Below are 21,314 nucleotides of genomic sequence, written 5' to 3'. Positions count from 1 at the left end.
TTAGCTCACAGTAGTGCCCCCAAGTTTTCCGGACAAAGACCGATCCGCTTCCAACACATGGAATACAGCCCCTACTACACCGCCACGGTCCCCGAGCTCAGCAAATTTTAACTCCGGAACAATTGGAACAAGGCGGGAGAGAGAGTCTTGGATCAGTTTCAATCCACAGTCTCCGATGTGAACCATATCACCTCCCAAGATGACCAATTCGGGATTCAGAACGCATACGATATTTGCAATACCGTAAGACCAATGCAAGCAGACTTCCTGTAAAAGACCGTTCGCCTCGGGTGAAACATCGGACAGTTCAGTCAATTTTTTAATGACCCCTGCACTTGTGGAATTCTCATCCAGTAATAGCTTCAAATTCGGATCGGATGCTGCTCGTTCCAACAGGGCCAATGCCGAGTAATTCCCTTCAAACACTCCATATTCCCTATGGTTGCGCTTATCGGGGTTGCCAACGACCATGTACCCGATCTCTCCGGCCGCTTCCGAGAATCCGCGGAACAATTGACCGTTCAGAATGATTCCCGCGCCGATCCCTGTCCCGACATGCATATAAACAAGATTTTGAACCCCGTAGCCTGCCCCTTTATAAAACTCGCCCAACGCCATAAGGTTCACATCATTATCAAGGAAAACCGGCAAGGAAAATCGTTTTTCCAATTCATCCAGAACGGGCCAATCATTCCAACCCGTACTCGGGGAGAAACTAATGATCCCGCTTCCCCGGCGAGTCACACCCGGAAGTCCGACACCAATCCCCAGTACCCGGTCATAATTCACCCTGGCCTCGTGCAGGAAGGACCGAATTTTCCCCTCAAATTCATCGAGAATTTGCCCGCCGGTTGCATCGCCTTTGATCACCACATGCTTTTCCGCAAGAAGTTCACCGTTCAGATCGGAAACCGCAAGTTCCAAACCGGTTCCTTCAAAAACCGCTCCGACAATGGCAAATCCTTCTGCGTTAATCTCGAGCAGGATGGGCCTCCTGCCGCCGCTTGATTCTCCGATTCCAACTTCGCGAATCCACCCCTCTTGGATCAACTCATCCACCAAGGCGGAAATGCTGGGTTTGCTTAACGCAGTCAACTCCGCCAATGCGGCTCGAGACAATTGACCTTGATCGCGCAGAAGCTGCAGAATTGCCGCTCGATTCATTTGTTTCATCAACTGCACATTTCCCGGCGGACGTCTATCGTGCACACAGATCCCTCACTTAGTAAACTTTACTAACTAAGATATTCTGCATAAATTTGCATATACCTTCTGATCGGCAGAAAAAATTTTCAATAAAAAACTGCCCCGGAAAATTCCGCGGCAGTTTTATTATCGTCCGGGTTTCAACCAAACTGCTTCACTTCCATGTAAAAAGCAGACAAAAACTTGCGAACATTGATCCTCGACTTGGTCGTTTTCTCATCATTCTCAAGCTCCTGCATCCGCATCCGGATATCCTGGAAGTCAAACAGCCGGGGGGCAAAATGTTCGAATGTAGGATTGGCATAATCGGTTAAACCAAGAGAAGCCAGATTGGTAAACGCCTGAAGGACCATACGGCGAATACGCTGCTCCATTGCACGGACTTCTTTTTGCAATTCATTCTCATCCTGGATGTCCTGAAACTTCCGGAGGACTTGTAAATACAATTCTTTTAACTGCGGAAGCTCGGGTAACGCTCTCCCTTTCTGCTCTTCTTGCATCAGCCAACGCATGATCAGCAGCAAGTCAGGGGCACCGGCTTCACCGGCAATTCCCAACTGCAGCAGCAGATGGCGCACTTTTTTTTCAAGGGCGGAAGCGGAATCATTCCGGAAAGGGTCTGCCTCCTTTTCGTCCAGGATTTGAAGTGATTTTCGAATCGATTTAAGTGAAGCCGCGAGTGAAAGATGATCGGCCACCCTTTTTAAGACGGATAGAACTTCGAAACGGTTCACCGGTTTTTGGATGAACGTATCCACACCGTGCAGATAAGCCTCACCGATCATTTCTTTATTCTCGACTTGCGAAATCATGATAAATCGCCCCGTGAACCCTTCCGCTTGGAGTTTCTTCATCGTCTCGATTCCATCCTGTCCCGGCATTAAGAGATCAATGAGAACGACATCCACATCGTGGAGCTGGTCCACCGAAACGTGGAGCCCATCATCTGCCTGTCCTGCTACTTCCCCCAGTCCGCTGTCCGAAATAATACGCTCAAGCATCTTGCGAATTGCGGCATCATCTTCAATCAGGAAGAAACGAAGTGACATCAAACACCCTCCCTTCGATGGAGTTGGTGAATCGGTATGCGTATTTCAAAATGGGTCATATCGGGTTGATCGTCACGAATTGTCAAGGTCCCGTTTAAATTTTGAATGATATCCTGTGCATGAGTCAATCCAATTCCTGTCGACGGATTCCCTTCCAAATCATATTTGGTTGTATACCCAGGCTCAAACACCCAATCCCGATCTTCCGGGGAGACTCCGGGGCCGCTATCTGTCACGTGAAAAATCATTTCTCCTTGGTCAAGCTCTACCCGGATCTGAATCCGGCCTGATGACGGTATCGCTTCGACCGCATTGGCAACCAGATTGTTTAATACCGAGAGAAGGGCATAGACCTGATTCGTTGACAGATGGGTATCACACTGATATTCAAATTCAATGTGTTTTCCCAGGAGTTCAGCGTATTTCTCATTTGCACGGACCACCAATCCGCACAAATCCGAAATACTGAGACGAGGCGCCAGTTCTTCTTGATTGATGATTTTGGATAACCCCGCCAAAATCCGCTGCGAATCTTTCTTAACTTCATGGACATGTTCTGCAATGTGCAGGGCCAGGTTCGCTTGCGATTTATCGGATTCCATCAGTCGCTTATATAACTGATAACTTTTGCGAGTAATCTCCTCCAGGTGGCTCATGGATTTCCGCAGGTAGAGGGTCTCTTCATAAAGATTGGAATTGATCATCAAAAGCCGGTCCAACTCTTTTTGGCGAGCTTCACCCAAGGCTCGCACCTGCCGAATCGATAACATATTGTATAAGCCGACCACAAAGAAACTGCGAAGCGCGCCAAACAGAAGCATAATTAAAAAAGACTGCCAAGTGATCGGATAGGATTCCCCGATAATGTGACGAATCAATAATTCCACATAGTTCGAAGTAAGATCCGCAAGAGCCCCTACGACTCCTACTCGAAGCGGATTTTCAAAAAAATCCCGAAGTCTGGTGAGATGAATGATCAAGGCAAAACTAAAGTAATAAAAGGCCGATGGCAAATGCTTGCTTAAGCTTTCATAGAAGAATGCGTGATCCATAAAAACATCCATGCCGACACGAAACCACAAAATCGTGGAACCTGCGAGCACACCGGTTACCAGCACAGGAACAGAGCGAAACCAGAGCATGCCAAAGAAGAAGGCGGCAATGCCAAGTGAGAAACGGAATGTCTCCCCGAACGGGTTCATCTTCATCTCACCCAAAAAAGCGGTCGCCAGCATAATGCCAGCCAGGCGCAGCATACGTTCCCTCATCGTACTTTCATCTCCATTTGGACTATGGAATACCTAAACCCCGTTATGCGATTTTGTTTTCCAAACGTCTCGCAACGATTGACAACGCATAGTTCACGACAAAGTACATAACCGCAACGAGCAAAAAGATCGGAATGACAAAGTTCACGTTATGTCCGTTAATGATCTGGGCATGGTTCATCAATTCCGGCAACGCGATTACTATTGCTAAGGATGTGTCTTTTAGCAGGGAAATAAACTGGCTGACCATTGGAGGCACCATCCGGCGAAGCGCCTGGGGCAAAATAATATGCCGCATCGTTTGAACATAATTGAGACCGGAGGATCTTGCCGCTTCAATTTGTCCTTTTTCAATGGAATTTAATCCGCTGCGTACGATTTCCGAAATCATGGCCGCTTCAAAGATTACAAGTGCTAGAACCGCCGCGATAAACTTGTCCAGCTTGATTCCAATCTCAGGCAGGGCGAAATAGGTAAAAAAGATAATGAGCAGAAGCGGAAGATTTCGAATCGTCTCCACAATCACCGCCAGCACCTTGGAAAACACGGGAACCTTCGCATACCGAAGAATACCGATGACAATCCCAATCAGAAAGCTGAGAACAATCGAGATAAATGCCACCTCGAGCGTAACAAGAAAACCTTTCAGCAGGAATTTGAAATGGTCAGCAGAGTAAGCGCCAATAAAGTCCATTTATTCCCCCTCCTATCTATGGTTTGCGGCCAACCGGCGTTCCAGATATCCAACGCCGAGACTAAGCGGTACAGTCAGAATCAGATAGAACATGGCCACAAAAATATATACGTCAAAGACGACCGCTGTGGCGGAAGAGATCAAGTCGCCGTGGTACATCAGGTCAAGCCCCGCAATCACGCCCAGCACCGACGAGTTTTTCACCAAATTGATAAACTGATTTCCAAGCGGCGGGATTACGATCTTGATGGCTTGCGGCAAAATAATATAGCGCATTGTCTGTGTATACGTCAATCCAGATGACCTGGCTGCTTCCATCTGTCCTTTCGGGACTGACAGGATTCCTGCACGAACTGCCTCCGCAATAAATGCCGCAGTATACACGGTAAGCCCCAAAGTACCCGCAGCAAATCCTTCCAGTTGGATTCCAATAGCAGGGAACCCGAAATAAAAAATAAAAACCACCAGAACCAATGGAATGTTACGAATAAATTCGACATAGCCGGTTCCTGCCCAATTTAAAGGACGAATTGGAGCAATCCGAAATACCGCGAGCAGAGTTCCCAGAACAAAGCTGCCGACAAGAGCAAGCAGGCTGACCTGAACGGTATTTCCGAATCCTTCGAGGTATTGATCCCAATGCTCGATAAGAATTGAAAAATTTAGCATCCTGTCTTTTGTCCCCCTTTTCAGACACTTGAAGCAAGTGAGATGAGCGGTAAAGGCCGCTCATCTCTGTGTCATGCAGTCTATTTGCTCGGTTTTTCCCCGATCCATTTTTCATAGATCTTGTCATACTCGCCTTTGTCCTTAAGTTCTTTCAGGAGATCGTTCACCACTTTGAGGAATTCAGCATCGCCCTTCCTCACTGCGATCCCGTAAGGCTCGTCCGTGAAGGTGCCGCCTACCACTTTATAGTTGTTATCCTGTTTTACCATGCCAAACAGGATGGAATTGTCCGTCGTAAGGGCATCGCCTTTGCCGGATTTGAGGGCAGTAAATGCTTCCGCATAGTTTTCAAATTCGAGAACGGTTGCTTCCGGTGCTTTTTCACGAATGTTCTTTGCGGAGGTGGATCCCTTCACCGCGAGTACTTTCACACCTTTTGTAACGTCCTGAATGCCGTTAATCTTACTGTCTTTCTTGACCAGCAGAGATTGTCCCGCTTTGAAGTATACGTCTGAGAAATCAACTTCCTTCTTCCGTTCTTCCGTGATGGTCATGGTTGCGATGATCGCATCGATTTCCCCGTTTTTGAGCATTGGGATACGGGTCTTGGAGGTAACTTCCTTCAACTCGATCTTGTTTTCATCACCGAGGACTTTCTTCGCAAGGGCCTTTGCAATGTCAATGTCGAGACCCTCGACTTTGCCGCTGGCAGGATCTTTCAAGCCGAACAGGTTGGTGTCATATTTAACTCCAACAACCAGTTTGCCGCGCTGTTTGATTTGGTCAAGCGTTTTCGCCTCAGCTTTTGGCGCTTCTCCCGCGGATTTATTACCTTCCGCTGCCGGTTTTGTCCCGCCGCCGCAACCAACGAGAGCTGTTGCAGTAAGTGCTGCAGCAAGACCAAATCCCATTACCTTCTTCCATCCGTTCATTATGACAATCCCCTTTCGAAATTCCTGTTTCTGTTTTTAGTTTTCTCTCTCTTTTTTAATGATTCAAAATACGGCTGAGGAAGAGTCGAGCCCGCTCTTCACGCGGATTCGCAAAAAATTCAGCCGGTGCTGCCTCTTCCACGATTTGGCCTTGATCCATGAACACCACACGATCCGCCACTTCGCGCGCAAATCCCATTTCGTGGGTCACCACTACCATAGTCATGCCTTCACGGGCCAACTTTTTCATTACATCGAGCACCTCTCCGATTGTCTCAGGGTCAAGTGCCGATGTGGGTTCATCGAACAGCATGATCTTGGGTTTCATGGCCAGCCCGCGTGCAATTGCGACCCGCTGTTGCTGACCACCCGATAATTGGGCAGGGTAGGCGTTCGCTTTATCCGGAATCCCGACTTTTTCAAGATAGTACCTGGCGGTTTCCTCGGCCTCTTTTTCGGAAACACCCATGACCTTGATGGGGGCAAGGGTGATATTTTGCAGGACCGTTTTGTGCGGGTACAGGTTAAAGTGTTGAAATACCATCCCAATATCACGGCGAAGTGCATTGATGTCCGTGCTCTTGTCATTCACTTTCACGTGATTTACAATGAGTTCTCCGTCGGTAATCGTTTCTAATCGATTGATGCAGCGGACCAAGGTACTTTTACCCGATCCCGATGGTCCGATGACTACCACCACTTCTCCTTGTTTAATATGAAGGTTGATGTCCTTTAGGACGTGGAAGTTCCCATAATGCTTATTTACCTGATGAAAATGGATCACATTATCCCCCCTTAAAACCATCTGTTAAAAATATGAATATTTCTTAAAAAGATTGTAAAGGTCAATCTACAGGAATCTACAAAAAACTACAGGATCGAATTTCCATCGACAAAATTTTTTTAAAGAAGTTACTTTGCGAATAATAGAGAATAGTAAAACCCCCACATTTGCAGTGGGGGTCTGTCTGATATACTGTGAGTTAACCGCGCAAACGGTCCTCTAGCGCCGCTTTCTCTTTTTCAAATCCTGGCTTGCCCAATAAGGCAAACATATTCTTTTTATAGGCTTCCACACCGGGCTGGTCAAACGGATTGACTCCGAGTAAATACCCGCTGACTCCACAGGCCTTTTCAAAGAAATAAACAAGATTTCCGAATGAATACGGGGAGATTTCCGGAAGACGAACGATCAGGTTTGGCACCCCGCCGTCTGTATGGGCAAGCAATGTACCCTCGAATGCTTTCTTATTAACAAAGTCCATCGTTTTGCCGGCAATGAAGTTAAGACCGTCCGCATTTCCCGGATCTTCTTCGATCATGAGATCTGCAACCGGCTTTTCCACCTGCAGCACCGTTTCAAACAAATCTCTTCTGCCTTCCTGGATGTATTGACCCATTGAATGAAGGTCAGTCGAAAAATCCACCGCTGCTGGGAAAATGCCTTTGTGATCCTTGCCTTCACTCTCTCCATACAGCTGCTTCCACCACTCGGAAACGTAGTGTAAGGAGGGTTCATAATTGACCAGAAGCTCGATGGTTTTTCCCTTGTTGTACAGGGCGCTACGAACCGCTGAGTACTGGTAGCAAGGATTGTCTTTGAGATTTGGTATCGAATAGGCTTCGAGCGCATCGACGGCACCCGCCATCATCGCTTCAATGTCAATTCCTGCAACCGCAATCGGGAGCAGCCCTACAGCCGTGAGCACCGAATAACGTCCGCCGACATCATCGGGAATCACAAACGTTTCGTATCCTTCTTCTGCTGCCAGTTGGCGCAAAGCACCTTTGGTTTTATCGGTCGTTGCGAAGATTCGTTTGCGTGCTTCCTCTTTGCCGTATTTCTTCTCCATATAATCACGGAAAATCCGAAACGCGATGGCCGGCTCCGTCGTGGTTCCCGACTTCGAAATCACGTTTAGGGAAATATCTTTTCCTTCCAACAATTCCAACAGATGCTTGATGTAAGTTGGACTGATATTCTGTCCTGCAAAATGGATCTCGGGGGTTTGGCGTTTGCCTTTCGGGAGCAGGTTGTAAAACGAATGGGCCAACATTTCGATGGCGGCTCGGGCACCCAAATAAGATCCGCCGATCCCGATCACTACCAGTGCTTCCGAATTTTCTTGAATTCTCTCCGCCGCTTGCCTGATTCTGGTAAATTCAGCTTTGTCGTAGTTGACAGGCAGGTCGAGCCAACCGACGTAATCATTGCCGGGCCCATTTTTCTCGTGGAGCATGCTATGCGCCGATTGAACCGCCGGTTCCAGATACGCGACTTCGTGTTCACCGACAAATGGCAATGCTTTTGTATAATCGAATTGAATCAGTCTTTTTGTCATGGTTTCCCCTCCTGGTGTCCGTCATATGAGTTAGCCTCAGAGGACTACTGGTACAAATCAGTGTTAAGCCCGGTTACTGCTGCCAAATTCACGCATTTTTGCTTTAACCGTTTCCTTAATTGCATCACGTGCAGGCCCTAAATATTTTCTCGGGTCATACAGATCCGGTTTTTCGGCCAATATTTTGCGAACCGCCGCTGCTGAAGCCATTTGATTTTCAGTATTCACGTTGATTTTAGCAGTGCCTAAAGAGATTGCTTTCTGAATATCTTCTGTAGGAATGCCGGTTCCGCCATGCAAGACCAGGGGAACACCCGTAAGTTTCATGATCTCCTCCATCCGTTCAAAGCCTAAATTCGGTTTCCCTTTATAAGGCCCATGAACGGAGCCGAGAGCCGGGGCGAAACAATCGACGCCTGTTTCCCGTACCAATTGTTCACATTCTGACGGAATGGCATACATTGCGTCCGCATCCTCCACAATCAGATCGTCCTCCTGTCCGCCAATACGACCCAATTCGGCTTCAACGGATACTCCCAGAGCATGAGCCACATCCACCACTTTTTTTGTTAACGCAATATTTTCAGCAAGCCGGTGATGAGAACCGTCAATCATGACAGAGGTAAACCCGGCATACATGGCTTCCACGCACTTTTCGAAGGTTGAGCCGTGGTCAAGATGGATCGCAACAGGCACCGTAATGCGATATTCCTCCATCAGTGCTTTTACCATCGCGACAACAAACTTGAAACCGCCCATATACCGGGCAGCCCCTTCACTGACGCCCAAAATGACCGGAGAATTCTCTTCCTGTGCAGCCTGCAAAATCGCCTGTGTAAACTCCAAATTGTTTAAATTAAACTGGCCAACCGCATACTTACCCTCAACCGCTTTATTTAACATCTCAGTCATGGAAACTAAAGGCATTCTTATACCCTCCGAAAAATTGAAGTTTTATTGGAACACGGGAAATTACTGCGCAACCGTAGACGCCGCTTCCATTTCAGAAGCACGAGAATCTTCTGTAAAATCTTTAACCAGTTCGACCACTTCTTCCGCCGTGTGCATCTCCAACGCTTTCGCCGCAAGCTGCTGCATGTCCGCAAGGGAAAGCTTGCTGATTTGACTCCGGGCCGGAAGGATTGACGTGGCACTCATACTGAACTCATCGAGGCCAAGCCCGAGCAGAAGAGGAATCGCAGTAGGATCTCCCGCCATCTCGCCACACATACCTACCCAGCGGCCTTCCCGATGGGCGGCGTCGATGACCATTTTCACGAGCCGCAGGATCGCCGGGTTGTACGGCTGGTAAAGGTACGATACACGTTCGTTCATCCGGTCTGCTGCCATCGTGTATTGAATCAGATCATTCGTGCCGATGCTGAAGAAATCGACTTCCTTCGCGAATTGATCGGCCATTACGGCGGTTGACGGAATCTCGACCATGATGCCGACCTGAATGTCGTCCGCTACCTGAATGCCTTCGACCACCAGCTTCTCCTTTTCTTCGAGGAGAATCGCTTTTGCCTGGCGGAATTCCTCCAACGTCGCGATCATCGGAAACATGAGACGCAGGTTGCCGTGCACGCTTGCCCGGAGCAGAGCCCGCAGTTGAATGCGGAAAATATCCTGGCGTTCCAAGCAGAGTCGAACGGCACGGAAGCCAAGAAACGGATTCAACTCCCCGGGCAGCCCCAAATACGGCAGTTCCTTGTCGCCGCCGATATCGAGCGTGCGCACAACCACAGGCTTCCCGTCCATTTTTTTCAATACAGCCTTATACGCGTTGTATTGCTCCTCCTCAGTGGGCAGCTGATCACGGCCCATATACAGGAACTCCGTCCGGTACAGACCGACGGCTTCGCCGCCGTTGTCGATAACCCCCGTTACGTCCGCAGGCGTGCCAATGTTCGCAGCGAGCTCGACATGATGGCCATCGCAGGTCACTGTCGGTTCATTCCGCAGCTTCGCCCATTCGGCACGCTGCTCTTTGTAGCGTTTCCGCTTCGTGTGGTACAGCTCGACAATGTCTGGGGCCGGATTGATAATGACTTCACCGTCCAGACCGTCGACAATTACCAGGTCACCGTCTTTCACTTGTTCAAGAACGACTTTCGTCCCCACAACCGCAGGAATTTCGAGAGAACGGGCCATAATCGCGGAATGCGAAGTGCGGCCACCGATATTTGTCGTGAAACCCTTTACGTATTTGCGATTTAGCTGAGCTGTATCGGACGGGGTCAAATCGTCGGCGATGACAACAACATCTTCGGCGATCGCCGAAGGGCTCATGAACTTCACACAAAGCATATGCGCAAGCAGCCGCTTCGTTACATCGCGCATATCCGCCGCACGCTCTTTCAAGTAGCTGCTGTTCATGTTCTCGAACATCTCGATGAACATTGAGGCCACTTCATTCAAGGCGTACTCGGCGTTGACCCGATCGTTCCGAATTTTCTCCTTTACCGGATCGATCAGTTCGGGGTCATGCAGCACAAGGAGGTGGGACTCAAATATTTCAGCTTTTTCCTCGCCCAACTCCACAAGAGTCCGTTGTTTGATCGCTCTGAGATCGGCTTTGGATTTCTCCAAAGCCGAGTTGAATTTGTCGACTTCAGCAGCCGGGTCCTCGACCACGCGCATTTCCACGGACAAGTCAGGATGCTCCAAAATGAAAGCCCGGGCGATGGCAATTCCCGGAGAAGCAGCTATACCACGAATGTTAGCCATTCAGCTCCCCCAGCCCTTCGTTAAGGATGATTTCTTGAATAGCCGCGATTGCTTCCGCCTCATCTTCCCCGTTCGCGGAGAACGTAATGATATCACCGCTTTCTACACCGAGAGACAACACGCTAAGAATCGACTTAACCGTCACTTTTTTGCCTTTGGATTCCGCAAATACTTCTGATTTGAATTTGTTTGCCGTATTGACAAGAGCAGTCGCCGGACGTGCATGAATACCATCTTCGTTAGTGATTTTGAATGTTTTTTCCATAAATCCCATCTCCATTCGCTTGAATATATTGGTATTTATTCCCCCACATTTTCAGAAAACAATCACTTGATCGTAATGATTTCGCGATCGCCGATGGAAACCTCGCCGGTTTTATTCAGTTTCACAGAAGCACCATCCGGGAGATTGGAAAAGATCACCGGTGTCATAATCGACGGAGCATGCTCTTTCACGTATTCAAGATCGACTTCCATGATCGGTTGGCCGGCTTTGACTTCGTCGCCTTCTGAGACAAGCACTTTAAAACCTTGTCCTTTCAGCTTCACGGTATTCACCCCAAAATGAACGAGCAGCTCTTTGCCTCCTTCTGATTGAATCCCGATCGCATGTTTGCTCGGGAACACGTTAAATACTTTTCCGTTGACGGGTGAAGCGATTGTACCGTCTTTCGGCAGTATGGCGAATCCGTCTCCTGTCATCCTTTGCGAGAACACTGGGTCCGGAACGTTCGAAATGTCCATTAGTTCGCCGTTTGCCGGAGATACGATCAACTCTTCTTTCACATTATCAACCCCTTTTTCCGAACTTGGTTGGGAAACAGCAGCAGCCGGAGCCGCGCTTGGTTTTGCACCGACCATGATGTCATGAATTTGCGTTCTGAGAATGTCGGATTTGGTGCCAAATATTGCTTGGATATTATTTCCCACTTCAAGCACACCGGATGCACCGAGCTTTTGCAAGCGATCCTTGTCCACGTTTTCCGCATTTTTCACCTGTACGCGCAGACGCGTAATGCATGCATCCAGGTTCTCAATATTCTCTTTGCCCCCAAGAGCAGCAAGAATGTTTTGCGGCAGTTCCGCCGCTTCACCTTCCTGCGCTTCGATCTCTTCAACGACTTCGCGACCCGGAGTTCTCAGATTGAATTTGCGAATCGCAAAGCGGAAGCCGAAGTAATAAACAACGGCGAAGACAAGGCCTACTGGAATTACAAGCCACCAGGCCGTACGATTCGGAATGACACCGAACAAAATGAAATCGATAATCCCTCCGGAGAATGTCATGCCGATTTTCACATTCAGAAGGTGCATGGTCATAAAGGACAATCCAGCAAAAACCGCGTGAATGGCGAACAGTACCGGTGCAACAAACAGGAACGCAAACTCGATCGGCTCGGTAATTCCTGTCAGGAAAGAGGTCAGAGCGGCGGACCCCATAATGCCGGCTACCAGCTTTTTGTTCTCCGGTCGTGCTTCGTGGTAAATCGCAAGAGCTGCTGCCGGCAGTCCGAACATCATGAACGGGAATTTCCCGGTCATAAACGTGCCGGCGGTGAGTTGGACTCCGTCCTTGAGCTGGGCGAAAAAGATTTTCTGATCGCCGCGAACCAGGTTCCCGGCTTTATCGATATATTGCCCAAACTCATACCAGAACGGCGAGTAGAAAATATGATGCAATCCAAACGGTATGAGAGATCGTTCTATAAGGCCGAAAATGAAAGCGGCGAGCGGCTTGTTGGTATCGATCATGATGTGTGAAAACGCATTAAGAGCACCTTGCACTGGTGGCCAGATGAAGACCATGAGAATCCCGAGAGCCAGAGAAGAAACGGCTGTAATGATTGGAACGAAACGTTTACCGGCGAAAAAGCCCAGGTAAGGAGGCAGCTCTATCGCGTAGAATCTTTTGTACAAATACGCTGCCAAAATCCCGATGATAATACCGCCAAATACCCCGGTCTGCAGCGTGTTGATGCCCAGAACGTTGGCATATGACAAGTCTGTTTTTACCAGTTCCGGCGTGACGTTTTTGATTACACCCATTGTCACGTTCATGATCAGGTAACCAATGATGGCTGCGAGCCCGGCAACGCCTTCCCCACCTGCCAAGCCGACGGCCACCCCGACTGCGAACAACAGTGACAGGTTGGCAAAGACGATTCCTCCGGCCTGTTCCATCACATTGGCAATCAGTTGAACCCAGTCAGCATTCAAAGCAGGGACTGAAGCGAGAAGCGACGGGTTATGCAATAAATTTCCAAAAGCAAGTAATATTCCCGCCGCCGGAAGAATGGCTACGGGCAGCATTACCGCCTTGCCCACTTTTTGCAGGACACCAAACAGATTTTTCAACATAGAGGCCACTTCCCTTTACTCTAATGTTTATCGACAACAACAAACAAAAAAGGCATGAGTTACCAAAGAGTCTGCCGTATTAGTATAGGAACACAATATAACCCTATACCGGTCATACAACAGATGCTTTGTTTACTCATGCCTGATCGAATCAGTAACACGTTGTTGACTGTTTATATTTGTTTGTTGTTTAACAAAATTTTAACAATGCCGATTATAGCATGGCCCTTGCCCTTCTGCAACCCTTTTCATAAATACAAAATATCACCACAGGCTGTTACGGTCCCATGTCTTCGTTTTTTTGCGCCAGTCGCTGCAGGTGCAATGTCAAATAGGAAGTCTCCGCGTCATAGACGGGTTTGCGAAGACGCTGCTGCATCACCTTCACAAGCATCCATGCAAGCGAATACATTTCCGGATATTCCCGTTTCAGCAGTTCGTCGAGCTTATGGGCCTCTTCAACCTTCTCTCCCCGTTGTATACGTTCAATGGCGAACCTTAAGTGACTTATGAGGCGGGAGTAATTGAGACTTTCTCTTTGAATCTTCATATTCAGCTTATCTTCGATCAACGCCACCAAATCGGAAATCAGCCGGGAGTGCTCCTTGACTTCAGAGACGTGCCGATTGGTCGTCGCACTGCGAATATGCAGCGCAACAAAGCCGATCTCATCTTCCTGCAGATCGACCCCCATCTTTTCGTTGACCGTACGGACGACATGCTCGGCCAGCTCATATTCATGAGGGTAAAGCTCTTTGGTTTCAAGAAGGAACGGGTTATGGATGGTAATCCCTTGCTCGAAACGTTTGAGGGCAAAAGCGATATGATCTGTAAGAGCAATGTGAATATGCTCGTTCAACGACATTTTTGTATGCTGCGAAATAAAGAAAATGACTTCGTTCATCACTTCGATCAATTTCTCGTCAACCTGCGGTACAAGCTGCGTATACTGTTCTTTTTCCTTTTCGTTTTTAAGAATAAACATCTTTTCCACGGCTTGCAGGGGAATTTGATCCTGAGCTTTCCGGTTGAATCCGATTCCCTTGCCAATCACAACCACTTCCCCGTAGTCGGGATGGGCCGCAATAATGACGTTATTGTTCAGCACTTTCACTACTCGTAAGCTGCTCATTTCCCGTACCTCTTCCGGATACTCCTGTTGATTCGCTTAAATTATCAGAAAAGTATTCGTTCGTCAATAGTTCCAATCAATTTTTCCCCACAGCGGATAGAATCCGTGCCCATTTCCTTCATCTTCTCATAAAATGCATCATCGCTTGAGTACAGCAGGAGGGCATTATGAAGGGACAGCCGACTTCCATCGTCCAAATCCGAAAAGCTGAGGGGCAAGACCATGAGCTATTGATACGAGTCAATCGAACATTTGTTGAGGCCTACGGAATTTCCGGGAAACTGCTGGGAGGTATTTCCTCTTTTTTGGTAAGAGTCTGTATATAAACAAAATGTTCACATCGGCATTGTTCGAGGCGATTATAACTGGCCTTCCCAGAGAAAATTATTAATGGAAGAATCTCTTTGTATTGTTTCAAAGACTCAAATCGATATCAATGAACTTCCATATTTATCGAGAATTTATTATAATACAGATACTTCTTTAAAAAAGCTGATTGATAATTGGTGGCAAGAAAACTATTCGCATCCCCCTTTAATTACTATGAAAGTCGACAAAATGGAAACTTGCAAGGAAATGGTTATAAATGGATTAGGGTATGCAATTTTGCCTAGTATCTTATTGAATGACAACGACAATTTATTTATAAATAAAATAACATCTAAGGATGGTGTCCCTATAGTACGCAAAACATGGATGATCTTTCGAAAAGAATCCCTAGAGATATCTGTAATCAGGGCATTTGTAGAGTTCTTAGAAAATTGGAAATAAATAGATGCGGTTTTGTCATGAATTTGACATAAGAAAATGGAGTGCAAACTGGTAAGAGTTTGGCACTCCATTTTCTCGAATTCATTTGTATTTTACAACAATTCCTCGGAAAGACCGAGGTTTTAGAAGATTTACTCCCGATTCTTCGGCCGAAACTCATGCAGCAATTTGGTCAGCGCACGCTTCTCAATCCGCGATACATAGGATCTTGAGATTCCCAACTCCTCCGCAATCTCCCGTTGCGTCTTCTCTTCCCCGTCCGGCAGCCCGAAACGGCCTCGTATGACCTCTTGTTCCCGCTCGTCCAATAGGGTCAGACGCGAGTAGATCTTGGCTTTTTCCAATTTCAACTGCACCTTGTCAATCACTTCATCCGATTCCGTTCCCAATACGTCGATTAATGTGATTTCATTGCCTTCTTTGTCAGTTCCGATAGGGTCATGCAGCGATACGTCTTTCCGGGTCTTCTTCAGAGACCGCAAATGCATCAGGATTTCATTTTCTATACAACGAGCCGCATAAGTTGCCAATTTGGTTCCCTTGTTCGGTTGAAAACTTTCGATCGCTTTAATTAACCCAATCGTTCCAATCGAGATCAAATCTTCATTGTCTTCGCCCGTATTCTCGAATTTCTTTACTATGTGTGCAACTAAGCGCAGGTTGTGTTCGATTAGTACATTGCGGGCATTCTCGTCACCCGAAGCCATCAGTTTCAAATACTTCTCTTCGTCTTGTTCAGACAACGGCTGCGGGAAAGCATTGTTCTTGATATACGAAATGAACAACGCAACTTCCCGAAACAACCAGGCGATTGTCGCCAAGAGTCCAGGCATGGATGTCCGTCACCTCCCACATGGTATGTACAAAAATGGGTCTGTACTGCGCCTGTGCTTCACTATATGTGGGAGACCGGGCTTTTGTGCCTGTCTTAACAAAAAAGGAAGGCTGAATTTATTTAAACCCAGCCCAACTTATTTTAAATTTCAAAATCGACAACAATGATATCGGACAATTTCGCAACTTCTCTCATATAAGAAACAGCTTCTTGGTGTTTCGGATGAGGACCGTACTCTTCCAGTGCCTGTTTGGATTCAAATCGAACGGTAAGCCCGATCTCGAAACCTTGGCTTCGTGGACAAAAGTTGTAGTTGCATTGGAGATCCAGGATTCCAGGGATTTGCTGTTTTAAATCCTTTAACTTTTGGATCACCTGGTCTTTTTGTTCGGTAGTGGTTTCAGGACTGAACTTTAAGATTACGATGTGTTCAATCATCTCTTGTATCCCCTCTCTTCTTCTAAATGTATATAATTTTCGATAGGTTTGGTTTCATTCCTTCTTGTTTAGATTCAATATGACCCAAAGTGGATCTTTGAGTCCCTAAGCCAGATGCCGGACAACCGGTTTATTATTTTTACGTATCTTCACTACTAATCCTGATGCAACTAAACAAGACAATCCCGCTAAAAGAAAAGTTAGTTGGTAATCGCCAAACAAAGAATGTAACACCCCACCGCCAAAGGCGGCTGTGGCCGCTCCAAGTTGATGGGATGCCCAGATCCAACCAAATACAACCCCGCTTTCCTTACCAAATGAGTCGGCACATAAGCGTACCGTAGGAGGAACTGTGGCAACCCAATCCAATCCGTAGAAGACAATAAAAAGAACAAGACCGAAGGATGATTCACCTATCGCATAAGGCAAAAGCAATAGCGAGAACCCACGCAGTCCATAATACCAGAATAAAAGCCAACGACTATCCCAACGGTCTGTAAGCCATCCGGAAGCTATAGTACCCATGATATCAAAGATTCCTATAACGGCTAACATGCTCGACGCTCTTACTTCAGGAATTCCATGTTCAATACTGTGGGGAATAAAATGTGTTCCGATAAGTCCATTTGTTGAAAGACCACATATGAAGAAACTACCTGCAAGTAACCAAAAATCCTTGGACCGGATGCCTGCTCTCAGCCCATTCACCACAGAAACGAATGGGTTAGTTTGTCGCTGTTCATCAACTTCAGAAGCCTCCACTGCCCCATATGGAAGAACTCCTGCATCGTCAGGTTTGTTACGCATCAGCCATACAACCAGCAAAACGACTATCAGAGAAGCGGCGGACGTAACCCAAACAACAGCTTGCCAACTATACGATGACGTTATTTTTGCAAACAGAGGCAGGAAAATAAGCTGACCCGTCGCTCCGCTTGCGGTAAACATTCCAACAATCAAGCCCCGTCGTTCTTTAAACCACTTGTTGGCTACAACCGCTCCCAAAACGGAGGAAGTTAATCCTGTGCCAAGACCAACCACCACTCCCCATAAGATCGCCATATGCCACTCACTCTTCATCAAAGATGAAAGGCTTGTTCCAATAGCCAACAATGAGAGTGCGATAATCATAATTCGTCTTATCCCATATCGTTCCATAAAGGCGGCGGCAAACGGACCACACAGGCCATACAGCGCCAGGTTGATAGCTAAAGGGAAAGTAACAGCCGTCCGATCCCATCCAAATGATTGTTCGAGGGGAATGATCAGTACACCCGGAGTTGACCGTACTCCAGCTGAAACCAATAGGGTTAAAAATGTTACTCCAGCTACAATCCAGTATATTCGGTGCGATGTTGGTTTCATTGAAGAACCGTAAACATTCATTGGAAACCTCCTCCTTGACAATAGGATAAGCGACAATGATATATTTGTAAAAACGAATAATGTAGAAAACCTCCGTCAGACCATGGCTGATATTACTACCGGATAAACAGGGAATATCCGAATCGGGTCGATGGCACCTACTGCAAGTATACGTTTACCTGAAATTTTGGTTGGTTATTGCAATCAACATCCTAAGGTACAAACTCACGCTGGAAATAGGAAACACCGTTACAATCAGTGAACGGGTGTCGTCTGGGGAATTGGATATTGGTATTTGCACAGCACCTGACTTAGACCTGGGGCTAAAATTTCATCCATTGTTTACTGAGAAGCTTGGTCTGCTGTTGCCTGATACACATCCGCTTGCAGCAGTCAAAAACCTGATCTGTGCAGGCGATTGAAAGGTGAACGCCTAATACTCACCGGGCGTAATTGTGCTTATCGAAGGAAATTGGAAAAAATATTATGGGAAAGAGGCAATAATGTGATTCCCGTCATCCAAACTGGAAGTGTTGAAGCGGTTAAACAGATGGTACAAAAGGGACTTGGTATCGGAATAGTCCCCTTGGCCGTGACCAATCCATTACCGCCAGGGACAGTTGTAAAAGCAGCTCACGATTTGGAACTTGATGTCACAATCGGACTTTTACAAAGAAGGAATGAGTACGTAAGCAGAGCAATGGAAAGTTTAATTAACTCCCTCCAAAATTCATTGCAGCAAGCATAGAGAGTCTTCCGGATTACTAACTTCCAAACTTATATGCCCGCGCATCTCCTGTCTATCCGAATAACTCACAACTGCAATCACATTTGCTTCTACATAACCCTTGTGCATATAAATGCATAAATGTTTTTAAAAAATGGGTACCTCAAAAGATTGAGATACCCATTTTTATTTATTCTCCTACGTACGCTTCACGATAGATTTGTTCAATCTCTCTTTTGGTCAACCAACGCGGATTATTGTTTAACAGACGGTCGATCTTGCTTGCTTCTTCCGCAAGAGCCGGAATGTCTGCCTCCGTTAACCCTTTTACCTCTTTCATTTTCGGAATTCCCACGTCTTCCGAAAGTTTTGCCATTGCTTGAACCGCACAATCTGCCGCTTCACGGAGGGAAAGACCCTCTACATTCTCTCCCATGGCTTTTGCGACTTCCGCAAATTTTTCGAGGTTGGAGACCACGTTGTATTTCATCACAAAAGGAAGCAGCATCGAATTGGATACACCATGTGTGACATGGAATTTTCCTCCCAACGGATATGCTAGTGCGTGAACGGCACCTACCCCTGCATTTCCAAGGGAAATTCCCGCAAGAAGGCTGCCCATCGCCATGTCTTCCCTCGCTTTGATGTCTTTTCCGTTGTAGACAGCATTTCGAAGTGAACGAGAGACAAGTTTGATGGCTTGAAGCGCAATTCCATCGGTCAACTCGCTCGCCCGAATGGCCGTGTACGATTCAACCGCGTGTACCAGTGCGTCCATTCCGGAAGCTGCAGTAACGCTCGGAGGGCATGTCACGGTCATTTCTGCGTCGACAATCGCTACATCGGGCAAGAGATATGGACTTACAATTCCCTTTTTCACGTTGTCCCGAATATCCGTAAAGATCGCGTTGTAGGTCACTTCGCTGCCAGTACCGGATGTGGTGGGGATTAAGATGAACGGAATCCCTTTGTTTTGAACTTTTTCGATTCCGACGAGATCGCGTACATCCCCTTCGTTTGTCATGATAATCGAAAGAACTTTTGTGCTGTCGAGAGCGGATCCGCCCCCAACCCCCACAAATAAATCGTATCCTTTTCCTTTAATCGTTCCGGCAATTTCTTCTAGATTTTCAAACGGCGGCTCGGGAATCACTTGATCGATAATATCAAATGGGATATCGCCAAAGTGCTGCGTTACATTTTTGACAAGACCTGTCTCATTTATAATCTTATCGGTAATGACAAGAATTTTCGTTGCTCCTAGCTTTTGGGCTTCGGTTCTGATCTGTGAAACAGAACCTACGCCAGTAATGAGAACGCCAGGCGTTCGGAAAAACGAGATACTCATATTGCAGCCTCCTATTAAGAAAGTCGGATTCCGATAAATTTGATTTCCATCATATCCTCGATTGCGTATTTAACGCCCTCTTTTCCGATTCCGCTTTGTTTCACGCCGCCATACGGAATATGGTCGTAGCGGACGGTTGAAATTTCATTGATCCATACACCGCCCGTTTCAAGTGTATCCGCTAGTCGGAACGCACGGTTGATGTCTTTGGTGAATACCCCTGCTTGCAGACCATAATCGGAGTTATTGGCAGCGGCAACCACTTCTTCTTCGGTTTCAAATGGAATAACGCAAACAAGAGGAGCGAAAACTTCTTGGCATACTACCTTCATGGAAGGTTCTACTTCAGACAGAACGGTTGGCAAGTAGCTTTGTCCTTCACGTTTTCCGCCCGCAAGAACTTTTGCTCCTTGTGTTACCGCTTCATGTACCCATTCCTCGATACGGTTTGCTGCATCCTGAGTGATCATCGGACCTACATCGGTTGTTTCATCAAGGGGATCTCCCACCTTCAGCGCTTCCACTAGCGGTACAAATCTATCAAGGAATGATTGAAAAACTTCTTTTTGTACATAGATTCGTTGTACGGAAATACAAGCCTGACCCGCGAAAGCAAATCCGCCTTTCACCATGCTCGTCGCGGCGAGATCAAGGTCTGCGTCGGCAAAAATTATGTTCGGTGAATTGGAGCCAAGTTCGAGCGTTACTTTCTTGTTTCCTGCCATTTCTTTGATTTTAAAACCAATCGGGCCGCTTCCGGTAAAGGTTACTTTTTTCACCAGAGGATGCGTAACGAGCGGTTCCCCTAATTCAACACCGGTTCCCATGACAATGTTAAGTGCACCTTTTGGAAGACCTGCTTTTTCGAAAACTTCAGCTAACAAAATGGAGCTGAGAGGAGTTTTTTCGGCCGGTTTTAACACAACAGTATTTCCGGCCGCAAACGCAGGTGCTAACTTATGCAACACCAAATTTAGCGGGAAGTTAAACGGTGTGATCGCCAATACGACTCCAAGAGGGTATTTCTTTGACATACCCACACGGTTTTCACCGCCAACCGCGGCATCAAGCGGAATCAATTCTCCGGTAATCTTTTTTGCTTCTTCGCTGGCAAAACGGAGAACTTGTACGGCTCGTCCTACTTCCCCGCGTGAGTCACGAATCGGTTTTCCCGCTTCTTGACACAACAAAGTTGCGAAGCGTTCCGAATCATTTTCGAGAAGATCTGCTGCTTTGCGGAGAATTGTGGAACGTTCATGAGCAGGAAGCTTCTTCATTGTGTCATGAAATACACGATGAGCGACTTCTACCGCATGATTGGCGTCTTCCAAAGTGGCAAAATCCACAGTTCCAACCAATTCTTGGTTATAGGGATTCCATACTTCAAAAGTCGTACGTCCTCCCCCTACGAGCATTTCACCGTTAATCAAAGAACCAAATCGATACATCC

General features: G+C 47.0%; 22 protein-coding genes. 4 read left to right on the top strand and 18 right to left on the bottom strand.

Annotated features, from left to right (window positions below; translation table 11 throughout):
* The 13 genes from ACFO8Q_RS02295 to glcT all read right to left on the bottom strand — a co-directional run bounded on the left by ACFO8Q_RS02295 (position 1) and on the right by glcT (position 14,380).
* Positions 1-1,209, bottom strand: a complete 1,209-nt coding sequence (locus ACFO8Q_RS02295; RefSeq protein ID WP_380024014.1) for an ROK family transcriptional regulator — start codon at positions 1,207-1,209, stop codon at positions 1-3.
* 137 nt (positions 1,210-1,346) lie between these two features.
* A complete protein-coding gene (locus ACFO8Q_RS02290; protein ID WP_380024012.1) occupies positions 1,347-2,255 on the bottom strand; it encodes a response regulator in 909 nt (302 codons plus the stop codon).
* A complete protein-coding gene (locus ACFO8Q_RS02285) occupies positions 2,255-3,523 on the bottom strand; it encodes a sensor histidine kinase (RefSeq protein WP_380024010.1) in 1,269 nt (422 codons plus the stop codon). The genes ACFO8Q_RS02290 and ACFO8Q_RS02285 overlap by 1 nt, the downstream gene beginning before the upstream one ends.
* A gap of 43 nt (positions 3,524-3,566) precedes the next feature.
* Positions 3,567-4,217, bottom strand: coding sequence for an amino acid ABC transporter permease (locus ACFO8Q_RS02280; RefSeq protein WP_380024008.1), 651 nt, complete (start codon positions 4,215-4,217; stop codon positions 3,567-3,569).
* Between the two features lie 12 nt (positions 4,218-4,229).
* A complete protein-coding gene (locus ACFO8Q_RS02275; RefSeq protein WP_380024007.1) occupies positions 4,230-4,886 on the bottom strand; it encodes an amino acid ABC transporter permease in 657 nt (218 codons plus the stop codon).
* A gap of 80 nt (positions 4,887-4,966) precedes the next feature.
* On the bottom strand, positions 4,967-5,818 hold the full coding sequence (locus ACFO8Q_RS02270) for a transporter substrate-binding domain-containing protein (RefSeq protein ID WP_380024006.1): 852 nt from the start codon (positions 5,816-5,818) through the stop codon (positions 4,967-4,969).
* Between the two features lie 55 nt (positions 5,819-5,873).
* Positions 5,874-6,602 (bottom strand): amino acid ABC transporter ATP-binding protein, encoded by a 729-nt coding sequence (locus ACFO8Q_RS02265; protein WP_380024005.1) that lies wholly within the window; start codon positions 6,600-6,602, stop codon positions 5,874-5,876.
* 199 nt (positions 6,603-6,801) lie between these two features.
* Positions 6,802-8,160 (bottom strand): glucose-6-phosphate isomerase, encoded by a 1,359-nt coding sequence (locus ACFO8Q_RS02260; protein ID WP_380024004.1) that lies wholly within the window; start codon positions 8,158-8,160, stop codon positions 6,802-6,804.
* A gap of 63 nt (positions 8,161-8,223) precedes the next feature.
* On the bottom strand, positions 8,224-9,087 hold the full coding sequence (gene fba, locus ACFO8Q_RS02255) for a class II fructose-1,6-bisphosphate aldolase (RefSeq protein ID WP_380024002.1): 864 nt from the start codon (positions 9,085-9,087) through the stop codon (positions 8,224-8,226).
* A gap of 45 nt (positions 9,088-9,132) precedes the next feature.
* Positions 9,133-10,890: a phosphoenolpyruvate--protein phosphotransferase gene (gene ptsP, locus ACFO8Q_RS02250; RefSeq protein WP_380024000.1), complete on the bottom strand. Its 1,758-nt coding sequence runs from the start codon at positions 10,888-10,890 to the stop codon at positions 9,133-9,135.
* Positions 10,883-11,155 carry an HPr family phosphocarrier protein gene (locus tag ACFO8Q_RS02245; protein ID WP_380023998.1) on the bottom strand — a complete coding sequence of 91 codons (273 nt, stop codon included), beginning with the start codon at positions 11,153-11,155 and terminating at the stop codon, positions 10,883-10,885. Before ACFO8Q_RS02245 ends, ptsP begins: the two co-directional genes overlap by 8 nt.
* A 62-nt stretch (positions 11,156-11,217) precedes the next feature.
* A complete protein-coding gene (gene ptsG, locus ACFO8Q_RS02240) occupies positions 11,218-13,248 on the bottom strand; it encodes a glucose-specific PTS transporter subunit IIBC (RefSeq protein ID WP_380023996.1) in 2,031 nt (676 codons plus the stop codon).
* 277 nt (positions 13,249-13,525) lie between these two features.
* On the bottom strand, positions 13,526-14,380 hold the full coding sequence (gene glcT / locus ACFO8Q_RS02235) for a glucose PTS transporter transcription antiterminator GlcT (protein ID WP_380023994.1): 855 nt from the start codon (positions 14,378-14,380) through the stop codon (positions 13,526-13,528).
* A gap of 167 nt (positions 14,381-14,547) precedes the next feature.
* Between glcT and ACFO8Q_RS02230 the strand changes: the two genes are divergently transcribed.
* Together ACFO8Q_RS02230 and ACFO8Q_RS02225 are read left to right on the top strand one after the other, a co-directional pair.
* Positions 14,548-14,706 carry a hypothetical protein gene (locus tag ACFO8Q_RS02230; protein ID WP_380023992.1) on the top strand — a complete coding sequence of 53 codons (159 nt, stop codon included), beginning with the start codon at positions 14,548-14,550 and terminating at the stop codon, positions 14,704-14,706.
* A gap of 13 nt (positions 14,707-14,719) precedes the next feature.
* Complete coding sequence (locus tag ACFO8Q_RS02225; RefSeq protein WP_380024179.1) at positions 14,720-15,151, top strand: substrate-binding domain-containing protein; 432 nt, start codon at positions 14,720-14,722, stop codon at positions 15,149-15,151.
* Between the two features lie 131 nt (positions 15,152-15,282).
* Here ACFO8Q_RS02225 and sigK read toward each other — a convergent pair whose 3' ends face one another.
* The 3 genes from sigK to ACFO8Q_RS02210 form a co-directional block, all read right to left on the bottom strand.
* The gene (gene sigK / locus ACFO8Q_RS02220) at positions 15,283-15,984 is read right to left on the bottom strand and encodes an RNA polymerase sporulation sigma factor SigK (protein WP_380023990.1); all 702 of its coding nucleotides are present in this window, start codon (positions 15,982-15,984) and stop codon (positions 15,283-15,285) included.
* Between the two features lie 143 nt (positions 15,985-16,127).
* Positions 16,128-16,424 carry a Dabb family protein gene (locus ACFO8Q_RS02215; protein ID WP_380023988.1) on the bottom strand — a complete coding sequence of 99 codons (297 nt, stop codon included), beginning with the start codon at positions 16,422-16,424 and terminating at the stop codon, positions 16,128-16,130.
* 105 nt (positions 16,425-16,529) lie between these two features.
* Positions 16,530-17,810: an MFS transporter gene (locus ACFO8Q_RS02210; protein WP_380023986.1), complete on the bottom strand. Its 1,281-nt coding sequence runs from the start codon at positions 17,808-17,810 to the stop codon at positions 16,530-16,532.
* Positions 17,811-17,980: 170 nt separating this feature from the next.
* Here ACFO8Q_RS02210 and ACFO8Q_RS02205 point away from each other — a divergent pair, with 170 nt between their 5' ends.
* Together ACFO8Q_RS02205 and ACFO8Q_RS02200 are read left to right on the top strand one after the other, a co-directional pair.
* Entirely contained in the window at positions 17,981-18,211 is a 231-nt protein-coding gene (locus ACFO8Q_RS02205; RefSeq protein ID WP_380023985.1) for a LysR family transcriptional regulator substrate-binding protein, read from the top strand.
* On the top strand, positions 18,208-18,537 hold the full coding sequence (locus ACFO8Q_RS02200) for a LysR family transcriptional regulator substrate-binding protein (RefSeq protein ID WP_380023982.1): 330 nt from the start codon (positions 18,208-18,210) through the stop codon (positions 18,535-18,537). Before ACFO8Q_RS02205 ends, ACFO8Q_RS02200 begins: the two co-directional genes overlap by 4 nt.
* A 169-nt stretch (positions 18,538-18,706) precedes the next feature.
* Here the strand turns inward: ACFO8Q_RS02200 and ACFO8Q_RS02195 are convergent, their stop codons facing one another.
* Complete coding sequence (locus ACFO8Q_RS02195) at positions 18,707-19,864, bottom strand: iron-containing alcohol dehydrogenase (protein WP_380023980.1); 1,158 nt, start codon at positions 19,862-19,864, stop codon at positions 18,707-18,709.
* A gap of 14 nt (positions 19,865-19,878) precedes the next feature.
* The gene (locus tag ACFO8Q_RS02190) at positions 19,879-21,312 is read right to left on the bottom strand and encodes an aldehyde dehydrogenase family protein (protein ID WP_380023978.1); all 1,434 of its coding nucleotides are present in this window, start codon (positions 21,310-21,312) and stop codon (positions 19,879-19,881) included.
* Positions 21,313-21,314 lie beyond the last annotated feature (2 nt).

Source organism: Effusibacillus consociatus, assembly GCF_042652925.1.
Lineage (GTDB): Bacteria > Bacillota > Bacilli > Tumebacillales > Effusibacillaceae > Effusibacillus > Effusibacillus consociatus.
Note: the sequence above shows the minus strand (reverse complement) of the source record. Positions and strands in the feature narration are given on the sequence as shown.